Origin of the sequence: Mycolicibacterium sp. lyk4-40-TYG-92, from assembly GCF_030209435.1 — a bacterium.
Taxonomy (GTDB): domain Bacteria; phylum Actinomycetota; class Actinomycetes; order Mycobacteriales; family Mycobacteriaceae; genus Mycobacterium.
Genome location: NZ_JARVRX010000002.1, coordinates 229942 through 246776 on the forward strand (window position 1 = coordinate 229942; position 16835 = coordinate 246776).

Sequence of the window (16835 nt, forward strand, 5' to 3'; positions counted from 1 at the left end):
GACGGGCTAGTCGCCGCCACCGCCACATCCGCCACCGCAACCACCGCCGCCACAGCTGCTGCTGCCGCCACCGCAGCTGCTACCCGAGTCGCTGCTCCCGGAATCCCAACCGCCGCTGCCGGCGTCCCAACCGTTGTTGTCGTTCCAGCTGACATCCTGGCCCTGGCCGGAGTCGGCGAACTGGCTCTGATCGAGGCCCTGCTGGTAGCCCTGGTCGAATCCCGAACCGTATCCGGACTCGAAACCCGATGCGCCGTAATTGACTCCGTGCATGCCGTCGAACAGTGCGTCGAACAACAGCACCGAGCCGACGCCCCACGCGCCGGCCACCAGTGCCGGCTTCCACCACGGCTCGGAGTACCAGCCCGCGGGCACCGGGCGACCGGCGACCCGCCCACCGGGGTAGTAGTTCGGGGTGGCGGCCGTAGGACCCGGTGAGGCCTGAATCTGCCTGCCGTCGAACTGGATTCGGCGGTCTTCGGTGACCTCGCCGGCGCCGCGCTGGCCGGCCAGCTCCTGCAGCGGAGGGCCGGGGTCGATGCCCATGGCGGTCCGCGCGGCCCGCACGTAGTACAGCCCTTCCATGGCGCTCTGCTTCGCGAAGGCCGCCTGCTGGGCGGTGGTGGCCTGTTCGATCTGTGACGCCGCGGCGTTGTAGCGCTCGGACGCGTCGGCCAGGGCCTGGCGCGAGGCGTCGTCGGTGCCGGTCAGGTTGAACACCTGCCCGCCGAGCATCTCGATGACGCGACGGGCATCGGCTTTCGCGTTGGCGAGCGCGGCAGCCTTGTTGGCCTTGTTCTGCCTGCTGAACAGGAAGAACCCGATGGCCGCGATGACGACCAGGATGAGCACGAACTCCATGGGGGCAGCTTACCGATGACCGGCCGCGGACCTAGATATGGACATACATGTCCGTATCTATTACAGTCGTCGTCATGAACCTGACATTCCACGTCTTCGACACCGGCCGCGGTGTGCTGTCGACCGCACCCGGAATCGTCACCAGTTATCCCGGTGGCGACACCGCGGTCCGGGAACTGGAACCGCTCGGCGCGGGATTGCGCCCGGTCGCCTGGAGCCATTGTGGCGCAATCGATTACGCCGCGGTGGGGCAGTGGGCGGCCTTCCACCGCAATCGCTCGACCGGCGCTCCGGTGCTGGTGGCTCCGTACCTGCCATCGGCCCGCGGTGATCACGATCCGACCGACGACGCCCGCGTCGCCGCCCGGCTCGCCGCCGCCACAGGCGTCGCGCACATCGTGACGGTGGACCCGCACTCACCGGTCTGGGCCGACGAGGCCCGGCGCGGGGGAGCGGCCGTCACCGTCATCGAGGCCGTCGACCTGGTCGCGTGCGGCGCTGCGCACCACCCGGGTTGGGTGGGGGTCGTCGCCCCCGACAAGGGGGCCCGCCACCGTGCCGGCCAGGTGGCGTCCCGATTGGGAGTGCCACTGTATGTCGCTGGGAAGCAACGCAATCCGGCCGACGGCAAGCTGTCGGGGTTCGTCGCCCCCGAGGGTCTGCCGGACCGTGGTCGCCTGCTGGTGATCGACGACATCTGCGACGGCGGCGGCACCTTCGCCGGGCTGGCCGACGCCATCGGCACAAGCAAACCCCAACTGGCGCTGCATCTGTGGGTCAGTCACGGGTGCTTCACCGGCCGTTGGCGGGAGAACCTCGCCGCCTACGCCTCCGTCACCAGTACCGATTCCCGTGCCACGCCCGACGGCGTGCACGTCCACCCGCTGGAACCGTTCATCGTCCGCGCCCTGGCCGATCTGATCTGAAGGACTTTTGTCATGACCATCGAAGCAACCACCACGTATCGGCCGGAAACCATTGCGGCCCTGGATGTCCTGATGGACACCGATGCCTACAAGCTGGACCACCGCCGCCAGTACCCCACCGGCACCGAGTACGTCTACTCCAACCTGACCGCGCGCGGCAGCCGTGTCCCCGGCGTCGGCTGGACGGCGTTCTTCGGCCTGCAGGCCTACCTGCGGGACCTGAACCAGCGGTGGAGCACCTTCTTCGCCGCTGACGTCGACGAGGTGTGCCGGGCCTACGTGGACCGCGTCGTCCAGGTCTTGGGCCCCAACGACGTTGGTGCCGAACACATTCGGCAGCTGCACGCGTACGGCAGACTGCCGCTGCGGGTCCGGGCGCTGCCGGAAGGCACCATCGTCCCGGTCGGCGTCCCGTACCTGACCGTCGAGAACACCGCGCCCGAATTCTTCTGGCTGACCAACTACATCGAGACCGAGATGTCGGCCGCGCTGTGGCAGCCCATCACGTCGGCGACCACCGCCTGGCGCAACCGCACGCTGCTGGACGCCCGCGCGCGGGACACCGGTGCCGACCCGGCCGCGGTCGACTGGCAGGGACACGACTTCTCCTTCCGGGGCATGGCCGGCAGCGCGGCCGCCGCCGCGTCAGGGGCTGCGCACCTGCTGGCGTTCACGGGCACCGACTGCCTGCCCGCACTGGGCTGGATCGACCGGAACTACCCGGGCTCACCGGAGGGCACGATCATCGGTGGCAGCGTGCCCGCCACCGAGCACAGCGTCATGTGCGCCGGCACCCAGGACGACGAAGTCGCCACCTTCGCCCGCTTGCTGGACCTGTATCCGACCGGCATCGTGTCGATCGTCAGCGACACGTGGGACCTGTGGCACGTCTGCACCGGCATCCTGCCCACGCTGAAAGACACCATCACCGCGCGCGAGGGCAAGGTGGTGATCCGCCCGGACAGCGGTGACCCCGAGCGCATCCTGTGCGGCGACCCGCAGGCCCCGGCGGGCAGCCCCGCACACAAGGGTGTGGTGAACCTGCTGTGGGAGGTGTTCGGCGGCACGGTCAACGCGGCCGGCTACCGGGAACTGGATCGGCACATCGGCGTCATCTACGGCGACTCGATCACCCACGACCGTGCCGACGCCATCACCGCCAACCTGATGGCCCAGGGTTATGTGTCCACCACGCCGGTACTGGGATTCGGTTCGTACACCTACCAGTACGTCACGCGGGACACCTTCTCCATCGCGATGAAGGCCACCTGGGTTCAGGTCGACGGTCGCGGCCGGGACATCGCCAAGGCGCCGGTCACCGATCCGGGCAAGCGCAGCGCGCGGGGCCGGCTGGCCGTGATCCGCGACGGGCGCGGGCGCCTGGCACTGGTGCAGGGCGCGGCCGGCGTCGTCGAGACAACGGACGCCATGCGGACGGTGTTCGACGACGGCGCCATCGTCAACCCGGTGACCTTCGCGGAGGTGCGCGCTACCGTGCGACGTGATTGGGCGGCGTATGCCGCCGGCGAGGAGGACGCCCGTCATGGCTGAGTCGCTGGCCACGTGGCTGAGCGTCGACGTTTTCGCGGTGAGCCCCGGCGAGGACCCGGGGCTCATCCTCGCGCGCCGGCAGCGCGAACCGCACCGGGGCGACTGGGCCCTCCCCGGCGTGGTGCTCGATGCGGCGAACGGGGAGACGGTCGCCGCGGCGGCACACCGCGCGCTGCGCGACCGGGCCGGCGCCGAGCCGGTCGACGGACCGCCGACGGTGGCCCTCGTCGTGTCCGACCCGCAGCGCGACGAACGCGGGCACACCGTGTCGCTCGTGAATGTGATGCGGGCACAACCCGGCGCCGACGCCCTCGTGGTGCGCGAGGGTGACGGCGTGCCGCCGCTGCCTTTCGGCCACAACGCGATGATCAGGGACACCGCGGCGACGGTGTCGCAGCGACTGTTGTCCGATCCTGCGACCGTCGCGGCGATGTTCGGCGGCGGGTGCACTGCCGGCGAGGTCTGCGAGCTGACGAAGCTGCTGTTCCACCTGTCCGGCGGCGCGGGCGCCGAGCCGATTCCGCTGGCTGCGATGCGGCGCCGGCTGGAGCGGGCGGCACTGTTCGCGGCGGACGGCAGCCGGCCCGCGCACACCCGGCCGGTGACGGTGTTCCGGGTCGCGAGGTAAACGGCGACTGCGTAAACGCTGGCAAATTGCTGGCGCATACGTGTGGGCGCAGCGCGAGGCGCGCGCGTTACGTTCCTGTGAACATGGCCGCGACCTGGAAAAATAGTTTCAGTACAAGTCGCGACCTGCTGGTTTACGGGATACGCTCCCGGCACCCTGCTGGGAGGAGAGCAACTTATGGCAGACGCAGAGACCGAACCGGTGGCAAACACCCACACCGCATCGGCACCGACGCGATGGTTCAGCACCGACGCCGGCAAAGTGCTGATAGTCGTGGTCGGTGCTGTCGTCATTTTGTTGATCCTGCTCGGGCTCGGATCGCTTGCCGGATTTGAAATCCCGCCACCCGCGCCGGAGCAACCAGCCGCACCCACCAGCTCCACCACATCGGCTCCCGCCGCCACTTCGCCGGCCTCGACGGCCGCCACGCCCACTCCCGCGCCTGCGCCGGTCCCCACACCCACGGCGACCGCGCCCACCAGCCCGGCTCCGGCTCCGCCGACCCGTCCCTCGACGGCTGCGACTCAGGCTCCGACGACCTACACGCCGCCGCCCGCCAGGCAGTACACGCCGCCGGCCAGCGCACCGGCACCCGCGTCCCCGCCCGCCGCGTCACCGACCGCGACCGCGACCGCACCGGCGAGTTCGGAAGCCCCCGCCCCGGCGAATCCGCCGCAGTTCAACGTCATTCGCACGACCAACGGCGTGGCGCGGCCGATTCCGGGTAGCGGCTAGGCGACCGGGGAGACCCGAGAGGACAGACAAAACTGCACGGCCGTTAATGTTGGTGAAGTGTCACAGCAACTTCCCAGCATCACGGTCTCCCCGTCGTGGCAGAAGCGGTTCGGCTTCTTCAACGCCTACGGTCTGCCGAACTCGACGCCGGAGTCGAAGGCCGCCTACAAGGCCCTGACGTTCCTGGAGCGGGTGAAGCTCACCTCGAACATCCTGGCTTTCCTGTTCGGGCCCATCTACTTCTTCGTCAAGGGGATGTGGCGCAAGGGATTGACCCTGCTCGGGATCTTCGTCGCGGTCGAGCTGGTACTCGTCGTCCTCAACGTGTCGGACTCCCTCGCCCGTGCCATCGGGTTCGGTCTGGCCGCCATCGCCATGTCGACCGCGAATTACGCGTACTACCTGCACGTGGTGCGGGGCAGCCGGTCCTGGAACCTGTTCGAGGGGCACGGCAGGCAGCGCTAGCTGCCGTCGAGCTCCAAGCGCTTCAGCTGTCGCGGGCTCAGCGCGGTGAGGCTGACGTCGCCGTCGTAGATGGCGAGGACGCGCGGATCCATCACGCGGCGCCACAACGCCGGAACGAGGCTGAGCACCAGCATCGCGGTGTAGTTGCTCGGCAGCTGTGGCGCGTCCTCTGCGGGCCGGATCACCTGGTAGCGATGGGACGGGTCCATGTGGTGGTCCGAGTGCCGCTGCAGATGCAGCAGGAACACGTTCATGATGACGGTGTTGCTGTTCCAGCTGTGCGTGGCGCGCAGTCGCTCGTAGCGGCCCGACGGCAGTTTCTGCCGGCGCAGCCCGTAGTGCGACAGGTAGTTCATGGCCTCCAGCAGGAAGATGCCGATGAGCGCCTGGCCGAACAGCCACGGCAGGACCACGGGCCGGAACCACAGTGCGAGCCCGGTGAACAGGATGAGGCTCAACAACCACGCGTTGAGGACATCGTTGCGCACGCTCCAGCGTGAATGGCCTTGGCGGTCAAGGCGTTTGGCCTCGATTCGCCAGGCCGAGCGGGTGCTGCCGACGACCGAGCGCACGACGAAGCCGTACACGCTCTCGCCGAACCGGGCGCTTGCCGGGTCCTCCGGTGTCGCGACGCGGACGTGGTGCCCGCGGTTGTGTTCGACGTAGAACTGGCCGTACCAACTCTGGGCGAGCGCCAGCTTGCTGAGCCACCGTTCGGCGCGGTCGCGCCGGTGCCCCAGTTCGTGGGCCGCGTTGTTGGCGATGCCGCCGGACAGTCCGACCGCGACCATCAGCCCCAGCTTGTCGGTGAGCGTCAACGTGACCCAGCCGCCGCCGGCCCACACCCAACAGCCGAAAGCCAGCGCGAGGTACTGCGTCGGCAGGAACATGTGGGTGGCGAACCGGTAGTACTTGTCCTGCTGCAGCTCCGCCAGGATGCGGTCCGGCGCCCGATCGCCCTTCTCCCGCCCCAGCAGGTGATCGGCGGCGGGCCCTGCCACCAGGATCACGAAGAGGGCGGTCCACCAGAAGAAGTGGAGACCGGTGGTCCACACCAGGAGCCACGACAGCGTCACGGCTCCGGGGGCGGACGGAACCAGCAGCCACAGGTATCGCTTGGGGTCGCGCCACGTGCCCTCAGCAACCTCTGAGCCCACGTCGACGGGCCGCCTGGTGCGGCGGTACGAAGGGATGAGCGACGCGGTCATCGGGCATTTATACCGCCGTCTTCGCCGAGTCTCGACTCGGTTGGCAAAATCGTTTGCCAGTGTTCCCGGAATCGTACGCAGAAGTATGGTTTGAACTGCACATATCGGCGGGCCACCACATATATTTGCGCATTGCGGCAATTTGCATCGAATTGTCAGGAAACTCCCAGAATCCGGCGCGAAATCCCGGCTCGGTGAACGCCAATTATTGGCCACTCGGTCAATAAATTTCGAGAGCCGTTCGAGCAAATTCATTTTCCGGGAGACGCGGCGCTGTTGGGCCTTGGTTGCGCATCGCGGCCCGGGTGACGGACATGGCGGCAGAAAGCGGGTCCCAAAACAAAAGGACCGGCCTGGTCAGGCCGGTCCTGTGGAGCGGGCGACGGGAATCGAACCCGCGTAGCTAGTTTGGAAGACTAGGGCTCTACCATTGAGCTACGCCCGCGTGCACTGCTGCGATCACAGTACCGGCAGACAGTACCGGGACAGCGGCCGCCAATCCAATTGATGGTGTCGCGTGTCTAGGACGTAGTATCTCGACCGCGGTTATGCGACCGCGACGAGGCACGGGGTGTAGCGCAGCTTGGTAGCGCATCCGCTTTGGGAGCGGAAGGCCGCAGGTTCAAATCCTGTCACCCCGACCACCGACTGATGGCAAGTATCAAAAAACAAGGAGTAACGCTGTGAAGAGCACCGTGGAGCAGTTGAGCCCCACCCGGGTTCGCATCAACGTGGAGGTGCCCTTCACCGAGCTTCAACCCGATTTCGACCAGGCCTACAAGGAGCTGGCCAAGCAGGTCCGTCTGCCCGGCTTCCGTCCCGGCAAGGCCCCGGCCAAGCTGCTCGAGGCGCGCGTCGGCCGCGGCGCGGTGCTGGAGCAGGTCGTCAACAGCGCCATCCCGGCCAAATACGGCGAGGCCGTCACCACGCAGGACGTCAAGCCGCTGGGCCAGCCCGAGATCGACATCACCAAGCTCGAGGACAATGACGAGCTCGTCTTCACCGCCGAGGTCGACGTCCGTCCGGAGATCAGCCTGCCGGATCTGAAGGCCATCAACATCACCGTCGACCCGATCGTCATCAACGACGACGAGGTCGACGCCGAGTTGCAGAACCTGCGCGCCCGCTTCGGCACGCTGACCGGTGTCGAGCGCGCGGCCGCCGACGGCGACTTCGTCTCGATCGACCTGTCGGCCACCGTCGACGGTGAGGACGTGCCGGAGGCCAAGACCGAGGGCCTGTCGCACCAGATCGGTTCCGGGCAGCTGATCGAGGGCCTCGACGAGGCCATCATCGGCCTGAAGGCCGGCGAGTCCAAGGAATTCCCGACCACGCTGGCCGCCGGTGAGCACGCCGGCAAGGAAGCCCAGGTCACCGTCACCCTCAAGTCGGTCAAGGAGCGCGAGCTGCCGGAGCCGGACGACGACTTCGCCCAGCTGGCCAGTGAGTTCGACACCATCGATGAGCTCAAGGAGAGCCTGGTCGCCCAGGTTCGCCGGGTGAAGCAGATCGGCCAGGCCGAGCAGATCCGCGACAAGGCCGTGGAGACCCTGCTGGAGCAGATCGAGGTGCCGCTGCCCGAGGCCATCGTGCAGGCGACCGTCGACGAGACCGTCCACAACGCGATCCACGGACTCGACCACGACGAGGCCAAGTTCGAGGAGCAGCTCAAGGAGCAGGGCAGCAGCCGCGAGGAGTTCGATGCGGACACCCGCACCAACGCCGAGAAGGCCGTCAAGACCCAGCTGCTGATGGACGCCATCGCCGACGAGCTGGACGTCAAGGTCGGCCAGGGCGACCTGATGGAGCGCATCGCCCTGATGGCCCGCCAGTACGGCATCGAGCCGCAGCAGCTGATCCAGATCCTGCAGCAGAACAACCAGCTGCCGTCCATGTTCGCCGACATCCGTCGCGGCATGACCATCGCCGCTGTGGTCTCCGGTGCGACCGTCACCGACACCGACGGCAACACCGTCGACACCGCGGAGTTCTTCGGTCCGGCCGGCGACGCCGCGGAGGCCGACGTCGCCGACGAGGCCGAGGCCGAGGCTCCCGCCGCGGACGAAGCTCCGACCGAGGACGAGAAGCCCGCCAAGGCGAAGAAGGCCAAGGACGAGGCCAAGGACGAGAAGCCGGCGAAGGAAAAGAAGGCCAAGAAGGCCGCCAAGGAATCGAAGGACGAGGACTGAGTCCTCAAAATCTGATCGTGGTACAGGTGCCGCAGGTGTCTTCAGTGATGCCTGCGGCACCGTCCGCTCTCCGGCGACTGTGACGCTGTGAGCGAACTAGACCGCGTCGGGGACTCGCGGCCGTCGGCCGTTGGTTAGTGTCGTGTGGACGAACTCGAGAAAGCAGGTATCCAGTCGTGACTGACATGCGTTCAAGCGCACCGGGGCTCAACCTCACGGACTCGGTCTATGAGCGTTTGCTTGCCGAGCGCATCATCTTCCTGGGCTCGCAGGTCGACGACGACATCGCCAACCGGCTGTGCGCGCAGATTCTGCTGCTGACGGCCGAAGATCCGTCCAAAGACATCCACATGTACATCAACTCGCCGGGTGGCTCGATCAGCGCCGGCATGGCGATCTTCGACACCATGGAGTTGTCGGAGTGCGACATCGCGACCTACGCGATGGGCATGGCCGCGTCGATGGGTGAGTTCCTGCTGGCCGCCGGGACCAAGGGCAAGCGCCATGCGCTGCCGCACGCCCGCGTCCTGATGCACCAGCCGCTCGGTGGCGTCACCGGTAGCGCAGCGGACATCGCCATCCAGGCTGAGCAGTTCCACGTCATCAAGAAGGAGATGTTCCGGCTCAACGCCCAGTTCACGGGCAAGAGCATCGAGCAGATCGAGGCCGACTCCGACCGCGACCGCTGGTTCACCGCGCAGGAAGCGCTGGAATACGGCTTCGTCGACCACATCATCACCCGTGCAAACCTCAACGGCGGCAAGGGAGCCTCGAAGTGATCTCCAAGCATCTGAACCCGGAGCTGGCTCCGCAGGCGCGCTACATCCTGCCGCAGTTCAGCGAGCGCACCCACCTCGGTGAGCGCATCGTCGACCCCTACGCCAAGCTGTTCGACGAGCGCATCATCTTCCTGGGCGCCCAGGTCGACGACGTGTCGGCCAACGACGTGATGGCCCAGCTGCTGGTGCTCGAGTCCCAGGACCCCGATCGCGACATCACCATGTACATCAACTCGCCGGGTGGTTCGTTCACCTCGCTGATGGCGATCTACGACACCATGCAGTACGTGCGCGCCGACATCCAGACCGTCTGCCTCGGTCAGGCTGCCTCGGCCGCCGCGGTGCTGCTGGCCGCCGGTACGCCGGGCAAGCGCATGGCGCTGCCGAACGCCCGCGTGCTGATCCACCAGCCGTCGCTCGGTGGTGTCATCCAGGGCCAGTTCTCCGACCTGGAAATCCAGGCCGCCGAGATCGAGCGCATGCGCACCCTCATGGAGGAGACCTTGGCGCGGCACACGGGCAAGGATGCCGAGACCATCCGCAAGGACACCGACCGCGACAAGATCCTCACCGCGGCCGGTGCGAAGGACTACGGGATCATCGACACGGTCCTGGAGTACCGGAAGCTCTCTGCCCAGAAGTCCTAGTCTCACAACGCGTAGCGGCCGCCAACCTGTTCAGGTTGGCGGCCGCTGACGTTTGTTCAGTCCTTGGCCGAGGTGGCCTTCGAGGCGGTGGACGATGCGCCGGCCTTGGCGGCCTTCTTATCCTTGGCCTTCTTGTCGGTGGCCTTCTTGCCCTTCGTCGAATCGTGTTGTGCTGACGATGAATTGTCGGTACCCGACTTGTCGGACTTCTCCGGTTTGGTGTCGGGCTTTTCCGGCTTGCCGGCCGGTGCCGGATCGCTGTCGGACTTGGTGGACGAATCGTCGCTCGCGTCGGTCGTCTTGGCCGGCGTCGATGAGGTGCTTGCGGTCGACGCCGGAGAAGTCCGCTTGGTCCGCGGCTTCTGCACGGTCTTGGCGGGCTTCTTCTCGGTCTGGGTGGACGGCTTCGCGGCGTCGGCGGCGTTGTTCGTGCCCGCATCGCCGGCAGCGGGGGAATCTGGCTCCGACGCCTTATCGGTCGCGGCGGTCGCGCGCGGGGCGGTCGCTGCAGACGACAAGATGGGCGACAGCTGCGGCTTCACCACATTGAACGGCAGCGCCTTGCCCGTCACCAGTACTGAGATGAAGTTCGCGACAGCGATCGCCGGTGACAGGGCCGCGAACGCCGCGCCGGCGATGGGCGCGAGCGGAGCGAGTGCCGACGGCAGCTGCAGCCCGGATGCCAGCGCGGCCGGCGCGGCGGCCAAGGCCGAGCCTGCGGCGTCGGTCGCATCGGTCACTCGCGTCTTGACCGTGTCGATGGCCTGTTGGACGGGGTTGGCCGCGGCCGGCGACGGGGTGGCGGGGGCCGGGTCGGCTGCCGCGGCTTTCGGGCTGTCGGCCGCGGCGGGTGCCGGGCCGGCGGCGGCCGGCACCAGCGACGTCACCACCTTCGTCAGGTTCGCGACCAAGTCGTACGCGAACGTTCCCACCACCTGGAACGGGAGGGTGAACGCATAGGCCACCAACCCGATCGGTAACCACGGGAGGTAGAAGGGATCGGTGGCCGCGCGATTGAGCATCACCAGCGGTATGGAGATCACCGACACGGCGGTGCTCTTGGCTGCCTCGACCACGGCCACCCCGAGGGCTTTGATCGCGTCGACGACAACACCGCCGGCAGTGGCGAGCGGGTCGGCCGCGGCCAGGGGAACCGGCCCCGCGAACGTGTTCGTCGCCGCGGTGGCCTTGATCTGCTCGACCAAGTCCTGCTCGCGGGTCGCCATCTCCTGGACGAACGCGGCGAACTGGACTGCGCGAGTGTCCAGTCGCGGGGCGCTGATGGGCGCGGCATGCGTCTGGATTGCGAGCTGGCCGTTCGGCGTCAGGACGCAGGCCGCCGCGACAACGCCCGCCAGGGGCAGGCATTGGAGCCGCCTGCGCGCGGTCGAGGTCGTGGCAGGGCTGGGTTGATTCATCACGCGGGTGCCTTCCCGTATTCGATTGAGAGCGTCTGTCGCCGGGGAGTGATCCCCCGACATGAAGGTTAATTGACGTGGCTGGAACATTATGTCGAATGTCGAAGGGCGCCGCTCGCGTCGCGCCAAGAATCCGCCAAGGCGCCCGCCGCACCCTGTGACGTGACCACGATTCCGGCCACTGAACAGGAGCTGCCATGAGCCGTCACCCACACCGCACCGCCGCCGCTCTGGTTGCGGCCGTCCTGACCGTGTCTGTGGCGGTCGGATTGCCTGTGGCCCAGGCGAATCCCGTTCCTGATGCCGCGAATGAGGTGCCGTGGAACGAGGTCGGCGACGGCTGGACCCTGGCCACCTGGAACCCGGTTCGCGGGCACCTTCCCGGGGAACCCCGCGATCCTGACGAGGCGCCGCCCACGAAGACCTCGGACACACTGTTCCTGATCGACCCCGCGGGTCGCCGGTACGCCATCACCACCTTCGCCCCGAACGACAAGGGGTGGAAGCCGCACCTGCTGGACTGGTCCGGCGACGGCGGCCGGGCGCTGTTCTCGATGGGCACTGACACCGTCATCGTCGTCGACCTGCACACCGGCCGGCAGACGTCGTTCCCGTCGTCGGCGTCCGCGCGGTTCAGCCGCCCCAACGGTGAAGCGATCGTCTTGTCGACCACCAGCAAGGGCCAGCCCAGCACCTTGCAGCGTGTCGACCTCGCGGGCAACGTACAACTGACCTACCCGACCGAGAACCTTGCCGGCGCCGGACGATTCGGCGGCGACTATCTGGAAACCCCGGACGGCACGACACTCGTGCTGTCGACGGCCAACCGGGGCAACGACGCGGTCCCGCGAACGGACAACAGCTTCGTCCTCATGGGCAACGACGGAACCGTTGGGCGGGTCCTGCCGGTACCGATGCCGAATGGCGTATGCCTGACGACCCGTTGGCTGACACCGACGGATTTCGTCGCCCGATGCAACATCGAGAACTCTGCGGCAAGCCAACTGTGGAAGGTGCCGATCGACGGATCGGCGCCGACCGCGCTCACCGCCCTCAACACCGCGAAGAATGAGCCCGGGTTCGAAGGCGACTATGGCGACACGGACGCCTGGCAGTTGCCCAGCGGCACCTTCGTGCAATCACTCGGGGCGTGCGGCGTCATCTTCCTGTCGCGCGTGACCGCGGACGGGCACACGCAGCGGGTCAGGGTGCCAGGGGCCGGCGACAAGATCGAGGTTGTCGGCGCGTCCGGCGGCTCTCTGGTGCTGCAGTCGACGTCAGGCTGCAGCCCGTCGCAGGCACTGATGTCCTACGACCCGGCCGCGAACGCCACCAAGGTGTTGCTCGGCCCCACCGTCAACGACGGGCATGTCGTCGACGCCCTGACCTTCGGCGTGGGGTACCGGTCGTGACGCGGCTGGCGTCCGTCCTCGCCGCCGTGGCGGTTGCCACCGCCATGGCGCCCATCGCACGCGCCGACGACCACGCGACCACCGGCGCCTGCAGCTGGGTGCACACCGACGAAGCCGCGGTCTTTCTCGAAGGCTCGGCGACGGTCGAACCGATCCGGACCGAACTTCCCGAATTATCTTGCGCCTACCGGGCATTCGACGCACCGCAGGGTCGGCGCAGCCTGGAGTCCGACGTCCGGTTCGCCGACGCGTTCCCCTGGGACGCCGCGACGACCTTCCAACAGGTGGCCACTTGGCCCAGGGCCACGGAGGTCGACGGTGTCGGCCTCAAGGCGGTCTGCACCTACGAGCCCAATGTCACGCCACCCTCCACCACGTTGACCGTGTTGTTGACGGGGGAGCGGATCTACCGCGTCACGGGTAGCTACGTGTGGCGCTGTGAAACGCTGAAGTCGTTCGCGGAACTGGCAATAGCTCGCGTCGGCCCATAGCACCGGATACCCTCGGCCCATGCGGCCGACCGGAATCGATTTCGGTGTTCTGGGCACGCTGCGGATGGCCGTCGACGAACGAGTCGTCTCGCTGGGCGCACCCAAGCAGCGCGCGGTGTTCGCGATGCTGCTTCTCAATCGCGGCCGCCCGGTGTCGGTGGACGCCCTGATCGACGCGGTGTGGGAGCAGTCACCGGCCGCGGCCGCCCGCACCGCGCTGCACTCCTACATCTCCAACCTCCGAAAGATCTTGGCGGAGTCCGGAATGCCGCGGGAGACGCTGGCCGCGGCCCCGCCCGGATATCGGCTCGACGTGCCGGAGGACGCAACCGACCTGGGGCGCTTCGAGAAGGAGAAGGTCGCCGGCGTGCGGGCGGCGGCCGCCGGTCACTTCCCGTCCGCGGCGGTGCATCTGTCGGCGGCCCTGGCGCAGTGGCGGGGTCCGGCCCTCGGCGATCTGGCCGACTTCGCTTTCGTCGACGCCGTCGCCGCCGCGCTGGCCGACGAGCGTATTGCCGTGGAGACCGCGCGTGCCGAGGCCGAAATCGCCTGTGGGCAGGCCGCTCTGGTGATCGGGCCGCTGGAGTCGCTGGTCGCCGAACACCCCTACCGCGAACCGCTGTGGGCGCAGCTGATCACCGCCTACTACAGCTGTGGACGGCAGGCGGACGCGCTCGACGCGTGCCGGCGCGTGAAGTCGATCCTGGCCGAGGATCTCGGTATCGATCCCGGCGCGCCGATAAGTGCCCTGCAGCAACGCATTCTGCGTCAGGAACCGCTCGACGTACAGGGCGCCGCGCAGGCGACGGCGGTGCACACCATCGGCCGGCTCCGGTCGGACTCCACAAGGTCGAGCGCGTCCCGGGCGGGCCTGCGCGACGCGTCCGGGCAGTGGTTCGCCTTGCGCGCCATGGCGACCCGCATCGGCCGGCTGGCCGACAACGACATCGTGCTCGACGCGGCAGACGTCAGCCGCCACCACGCTGTCATCGTCGACGCGGGCAGCGGCCCGGTGATGGTGGATCTGCGCTCGGCCAACGGCGTGTACGTGCAGGGCACACGGATCGAGGCCAACACCAATCTGTTCGACGGTGATCGCATCCGCATCGGCGCGCACGAATTCACCCTCGAACTCGGGTAGGCGCACGCCAAGAATCTGCCAAGGGCATCGGTGAACCATGAGGGCATGAGGATTTCGGCTCTTTTCCTGGCCGCGACGATGACGCTGCTGAGCCTGGCGCCGGCCGCTTCGGCGCAGCAGTCGTGCGGCACCCTCGGCGGGACGCCCGACGCCACCGGTATCTGCCGGATCCATGAGGTCGGCACCGGGTATGAACGGACCGCCGCCTTCCCGGTCGACTATCCCGACCAGCAGGCGGTCGGCGACTTCCTGGCCCAGGACCGTGACAGTTTCGTCGGCTGGGTGGACAGGTTCGGCCGCGGCCGCGGGTATGAGGAGACCGTGACGCCGACGGTGTACCGCTCGGCGCGGACGCAGAGCCTGGTGCTCAAGATCGTCGACCCGACCGGCTTCGCCCACGAAGGGCACCCCGACATCCGGTACCGCACCTTCACCTACGGGGCCGGCGGGCCGATCACCATCGACACGCTGTTCGGTCCGGGTTCCGATCCGGCGGCGATCCTGACTTCGGTGGTGCAGCGCGCGTTGAAGGCGCGCAACGCGGCGCTGATCGAGCCCGACCGCGGCTCGTACCGGAATTTCGCGCTCACCGACGAGGCCGTGACCTTCTTTTTCGGCGAGAGCCAGCTTGCGGGCAACGGTGGCCCGCTCACGGTCGCGGTGCCGGTGGGCGACCTGGGCGGCCGGCTCCAGGGATAGGGCCGACGGGCCGCGTGCTTGCGCTGGGCGCGAAATGCGTCGGCAGCTTCGATGTGCACACGGTAGGGTTGCGGATAGGTGAACAGCCCTGATCAGGGTATGTCTGGCCGGCCTGTCGAGCCAACGCCAACCGGCGCCGGAAAGACACGCCAGAATCACGGTCAGCGCGCCGAGGGGTGGCAAGCCACCGATCGGGCTATGTTCTCCTGCACACGGATAAATACCACCGGAGCGATTCGGCCCTTTCGGTCGCACCGCAACGGAGCGAACGGGTAGCGTCGGGATCACACCCGAAAAAAACCCACTATCTGGTGTAACGACTGACGGCGACCGGAGAAAGTAGGGCCTCACCCCATGGCGCGCATCGGAGACGGCGGTGACCTGCTGAAGTGCTCGTTCTGTGGAAAGAGCCAGAAGCAGGTCAAGAAGCTGATTGCTGGACCTGGCGTCTACATCTGCGACGAGTGCATCGATCTCTGCAACGAGATCATCGAGGAGGAGCTGGCCGACGCTGACGACGTCAAGCTTGACGAGCTGCCCAAGCCCCAGGAGATCCGGGACTTCCTCGAGGGCTACGTCATCGGTCAGGACAACGCCAAGAAGACGCTCGCCGTGGCCGTCTACAACCACTACAAGCGCATCCAGGCGCAGGAGAAGTCGCGCGACTCCCGGTCCGAGCCGGTCGAGCTCGCCAAGTCGAACATCCTGATGCTCGGGCCGACCGGCTGCGGCAAGACCTACCTGGCGCAGACCCTGGCCAAGATGCTCAACGTGCCGTTCGCCATCGCCGACGCGACCGCGCTGACCGAGGCGGGGTACGTCGGCGAGGACGTCGAGAACATCCTGCTGAAGCTGATCCAGGCGGCTGACTACGACGTCAAGCGCGCCGAGACGGGCATCATCTACATCGACGAGGTCGACAAGATCGCCCGCAAGAGCGAGAACCCGTCGATCACCCGCGACGTGTCGGGCGAGGGCGTGCAGCAGGCACTCCTGAAAATCCTCGAGGGGACGCAGGCGTCGGTGCCGCCGCAGGGTGGCCGCAAGCACCCGCACCAGGAATTCATCCAGATCGACACCACCAACGTGCTGTTCATCGTGGCCGGTGCGTTCGCGGGCCTGGAGAAGATCGTGTCGGACCGGGTCGGCAAGCGCGGTCTGGGCTTCGGCGCCGAGGTGCACTCCAAGGCCGAGATCGACACCCAGGACCACTTCGCCGAGGTGCTGCCCGAGGACCTGATCAAGTTCGGTCTGATCCCCGAGTTCATCGGCCGTCTCCCGGTCGTGGCGTCGGTGACCAACCTGGACAAGGAATCGCTGGTGTCGATCCTGTCCAAGCCCAAGAACGCCCTCGTCAAGCAGTACGTCCGGCTCTTCGAGATGGACGGGGTCGAGCTGGAGTTCACCGACGACGCCCTCGACGCCATCGCCGACCAGGCCATTCACCGCGGCACCGGTGCCCGCGGCCTGCGCGCCATCATGGAAGAGGTCCTGCAGCCGGTGATGTTCGACATCCCGAGCCGCGACGACGTCGCCAAGGTGGTCGTCACCAAGGAAACCGTGCAGGACAACGTGCTGCCGACCATCGTGCCGCGCAAGGCGCCCCGCTCGGAGCGGCGCGACAAGAGCGCATAGTTCTCTCCAAAGGAAAAGCCCCCGCTGCGGCGGGGGCTTTTCTTTTTCAC

Annotated in this window: 16 protein-coding genes and 2 tRNA genes; 14 read left to right on the forward strand and 4 right to left on the reverse strand. The window is 67.5% G+C overall.

Annotation, left to right across the window (positions count from 1 at the left end):
* Nucleotides 1-6: 6 nt before the first annotated feature.
* Nucleotides 7-861, reverse strand: coding sequence for a DUF1542 domain-containing protein (locus QRN63_RS05800; protein WP_267319307.1), 855 nt, complete (start codon nucleotides 859-861; stop codon nucleotides 7-9).
* Nucleotides 862-935: 74 nt separating this feature from the next.
* Here QRN63_RS05800 and QRN63_RS05805 point away from each other — a divergent pair, with 74 nt between their 5' ends.
* The 5 genes from QRN63_RS05805 to QRN63_RS05825 all read left to right on the forward strand — a co-directional run bounded on the left by QRN63_RS05805 (nucleotide 936) and on the right by QRN63_RS05825 (nucleotide 5166).
* Nucleotides 936-1787 carry a phosphoribosyltransferase family protein gene (locus QRN63_RS05805; RefSeq protein WP_285029908.1) on the forward strand — a complete coding sequence of 284 codons (852 nt, stop codon included), beginning with the start codon at nucleotides 936-938 and terminating at the stop codon, nucleotides 1785-1787.
* Between the two features lie 12 nt (nucleotides 1788-1799).
* Nucleotides 1800-3338: a nicotinate phosphoribosyltransferase gene (locus tag QRN63_RS05810; protein WP_285029909.1), complete on the forward strand. Its 1539-nt coding sequence runs from the start codon at nucleotides 1800-1802 to the stop codon at nucleotides 3336-3338.
* Nucleotides 3331-3966, forward strand: coding sequence for an NUDIX hydrolase (locus tag QRN63_RS05815; RefSeq protein WP_267319304.1), 636 nt, complete (start codon nucleotides 3331-3333; stop codon nucleotides 3964-3966). Before QRN63_RS05810 ends, QRN63_RS05815 begins: the two co-directional genes overlap by 8 nt.
* A 177-nt stretch (nucleotides 3967-4143) precedes the next feature.
* On the forward strand, nucleotides 4144-4701 hold the full coding sequence (locus tag QRN63_RS05820) for a hypothetical protein (RefSeq protein ID WP_267319303.1): 558 nt from the start codon (nucleotides 4144-4146) through the stop codon (nucleotides 4699-4701).
* A gap of 57 nt (nucleotides 4702-4758) precedes the next feature.
* Nucleotides 4759-5166 (forward strand): DUF2628 domain-containing protein, encoded by a 408-nt coding sequence (locus tag QRN63_RS05825; RefSeq protein WP_285029911.1) that lies wholly within the window; start codon nucleotides 4759-4761, stop codon nucleotides 5164-5166.
* On the opposite strand, the gene QRN63_RS05830 is transcribed toward QRN63_RS05825, so the two are convergent.
* Complete coding sequence (locus QRN63_RS05830; protein WP_285029912.1) at nucleotides 5163-6374, reverse strand: alkane 1-monooxygenase; 1212 nt, start codon at nucleotides 6372-6374, stop codon at nucleotides 5163-5165. The two genes, QRN63_RS05825 and QRN63_RS05830, sit on opposite strands and share 4 nt — an antisense overlap.
* Before the next feature lie 371 nt (nucleotides 6375-6745).
* Nucleotides 6746-6819: transfer RNA gene (locus tag QRN63_RS05835), tRNA-Gly, on the reverse strand.
* Nucleotides 6820-6941: 122 nt separating this feature from the next.
* Here QRN63_RS05835 and QRN63_RS05840 point away from each other — a divergent pair.
* The 4 genes from QRN63_RS05840 (at nucleotide 6942) to QRN63_RS05855 (ending at nucleotide 9989) form a co-directional block, all read left to right on the forward strand.
* Nucleotides 6942-7018, forward strand: a tRNA-Pro gene (locus QRN63_RS05840).
* Nucleotides 7019-7057: 39 nt separating this feature from the next.
* Nucleotides 7058-8563, forward strand: coding sequence for a trigger factor (gene tig, locus QRN63_RS05845; protein WP_267319300.1), 1506 nt, complete (start codon nucleotides 7058-7060; stop codon nucleotides 8561-8563).
* Nucleotides 8564-8748: 185 nt separating this feature from the next.
* Nucleotides 8749-9342, forward strand: coding sequence for an ATP-dependent Clp protease proteolytic subunit (locus tag QRN63_RS05850; protein WP_020102210.1), 594 nt, complete (start codon nucleotides 8749-8751; stop codon nucleotides 9340-9342).
* 11 nt (nucleotides 9343-9353) lie between these two features.
* On the forward strand, nucleotides 9354-9989 hold the full coding sequence (locus tag QRN63_RS05855; RefSeq protein WP_267319475.1) for an ATP-dependent Clp protease proteolytic subunit: 636 nt from the start codon (nucleotides 9354-9356) through the stop codon (nucleotides 9987-9989).
* Nucleotides 9990-10045: 56 nt separating this feature from the next.
* Here the strand turns inward: QRN63_RS05855 and QRN63_RS05860 are convergent, their stop codons facing one another.
* Complete coding sequence (locus tag QRN63_RS05860; RefSeq protein ID WP_285029914.1) at nucleotides 10046-11407, reverse strand: hypothetical protein; 1362 nt, start codon at nucleotides 11405-11407, stop codon at nucleotides 10046-10048.
* Nucleotides 11408-11604: 197 nt separating this feature from the next.
* Here QRN63_RS05860 and QRN63_RS05865 point away from each other — a divergent pair, with 197 nt between their 5' ends.
* The 5 genes from QRN63_RS05865 (at nucleotide 11605) to clpX (ending at nucleotide 16785) form a co-directional block, all read left to right on the forward strand.
* Nucleotides 11605-12819: a hypothetical protein gene (locus QRN63_RS05865; protein WP_285029915.1), complete on the forward strand. Its 1215-nt coding sequence runs from the start codon at nucleotides 11605-11607 to the stop codon at nucleotides 12817-12819.
* The gene (locus QRN63_RS05870; RefSeq protein WP_285029917.1) at nucleotides 12816-13310 is read left to right on the forward strand and encodes a hypothetical protein; all 495 of its coding nucleotides are present in this window, start codon (nucleotides 12816-12818) and stop codon (nucleotides 13308-13310) included. Before QRN63_RS05865 ends, QRN63_RS05870 begins: the two co-directional genes overlap by 4 nt.
* 19 nt (nucleotides 13311-13329) lie before the next feature.
* Nucleotides 13330-14451: a BTAD domain-containing putative transcriptional regulator gene (locus tag QRN63_RS05875; RefSeq protein ID WP_285029919.1), complete on the forward strand. Its 1122-nt coding sequence runs from the start codon at nucleotides 13330-13332 to the stop codon at nucleotides 14449-14451.
* A 45-nt stretch (nucleotides 14452-14496) separates the two neighbouring features.
* Nucleotides 14497-15150: an RsiV family protein gene (locus QRN63_RS05880; RefSeq protein WP_285029920.1), complete on the forward strand. Its 654-nt coding sequence runs from the start codon at nucleotides 14497-14499 to the stop codon at nucleotides 15148-15150.
* Between the two features lie 354 nt (nucleotides 15151-15504).
* Nucleotides 15505-16785, forward strand: coding sequence for an ATP-dependent Clp protease ATP-binding subunit ClpX (gene clpX, locus QRN63_RS05885; RefSeq protein WP_061002829.1), 1281 nt, complete (start codon nucleotides 15505-15507; stop codon nucleotides 16783-16785).
* Nucleotides 16786-16835 lie beyond the last annotated feature (50 nt).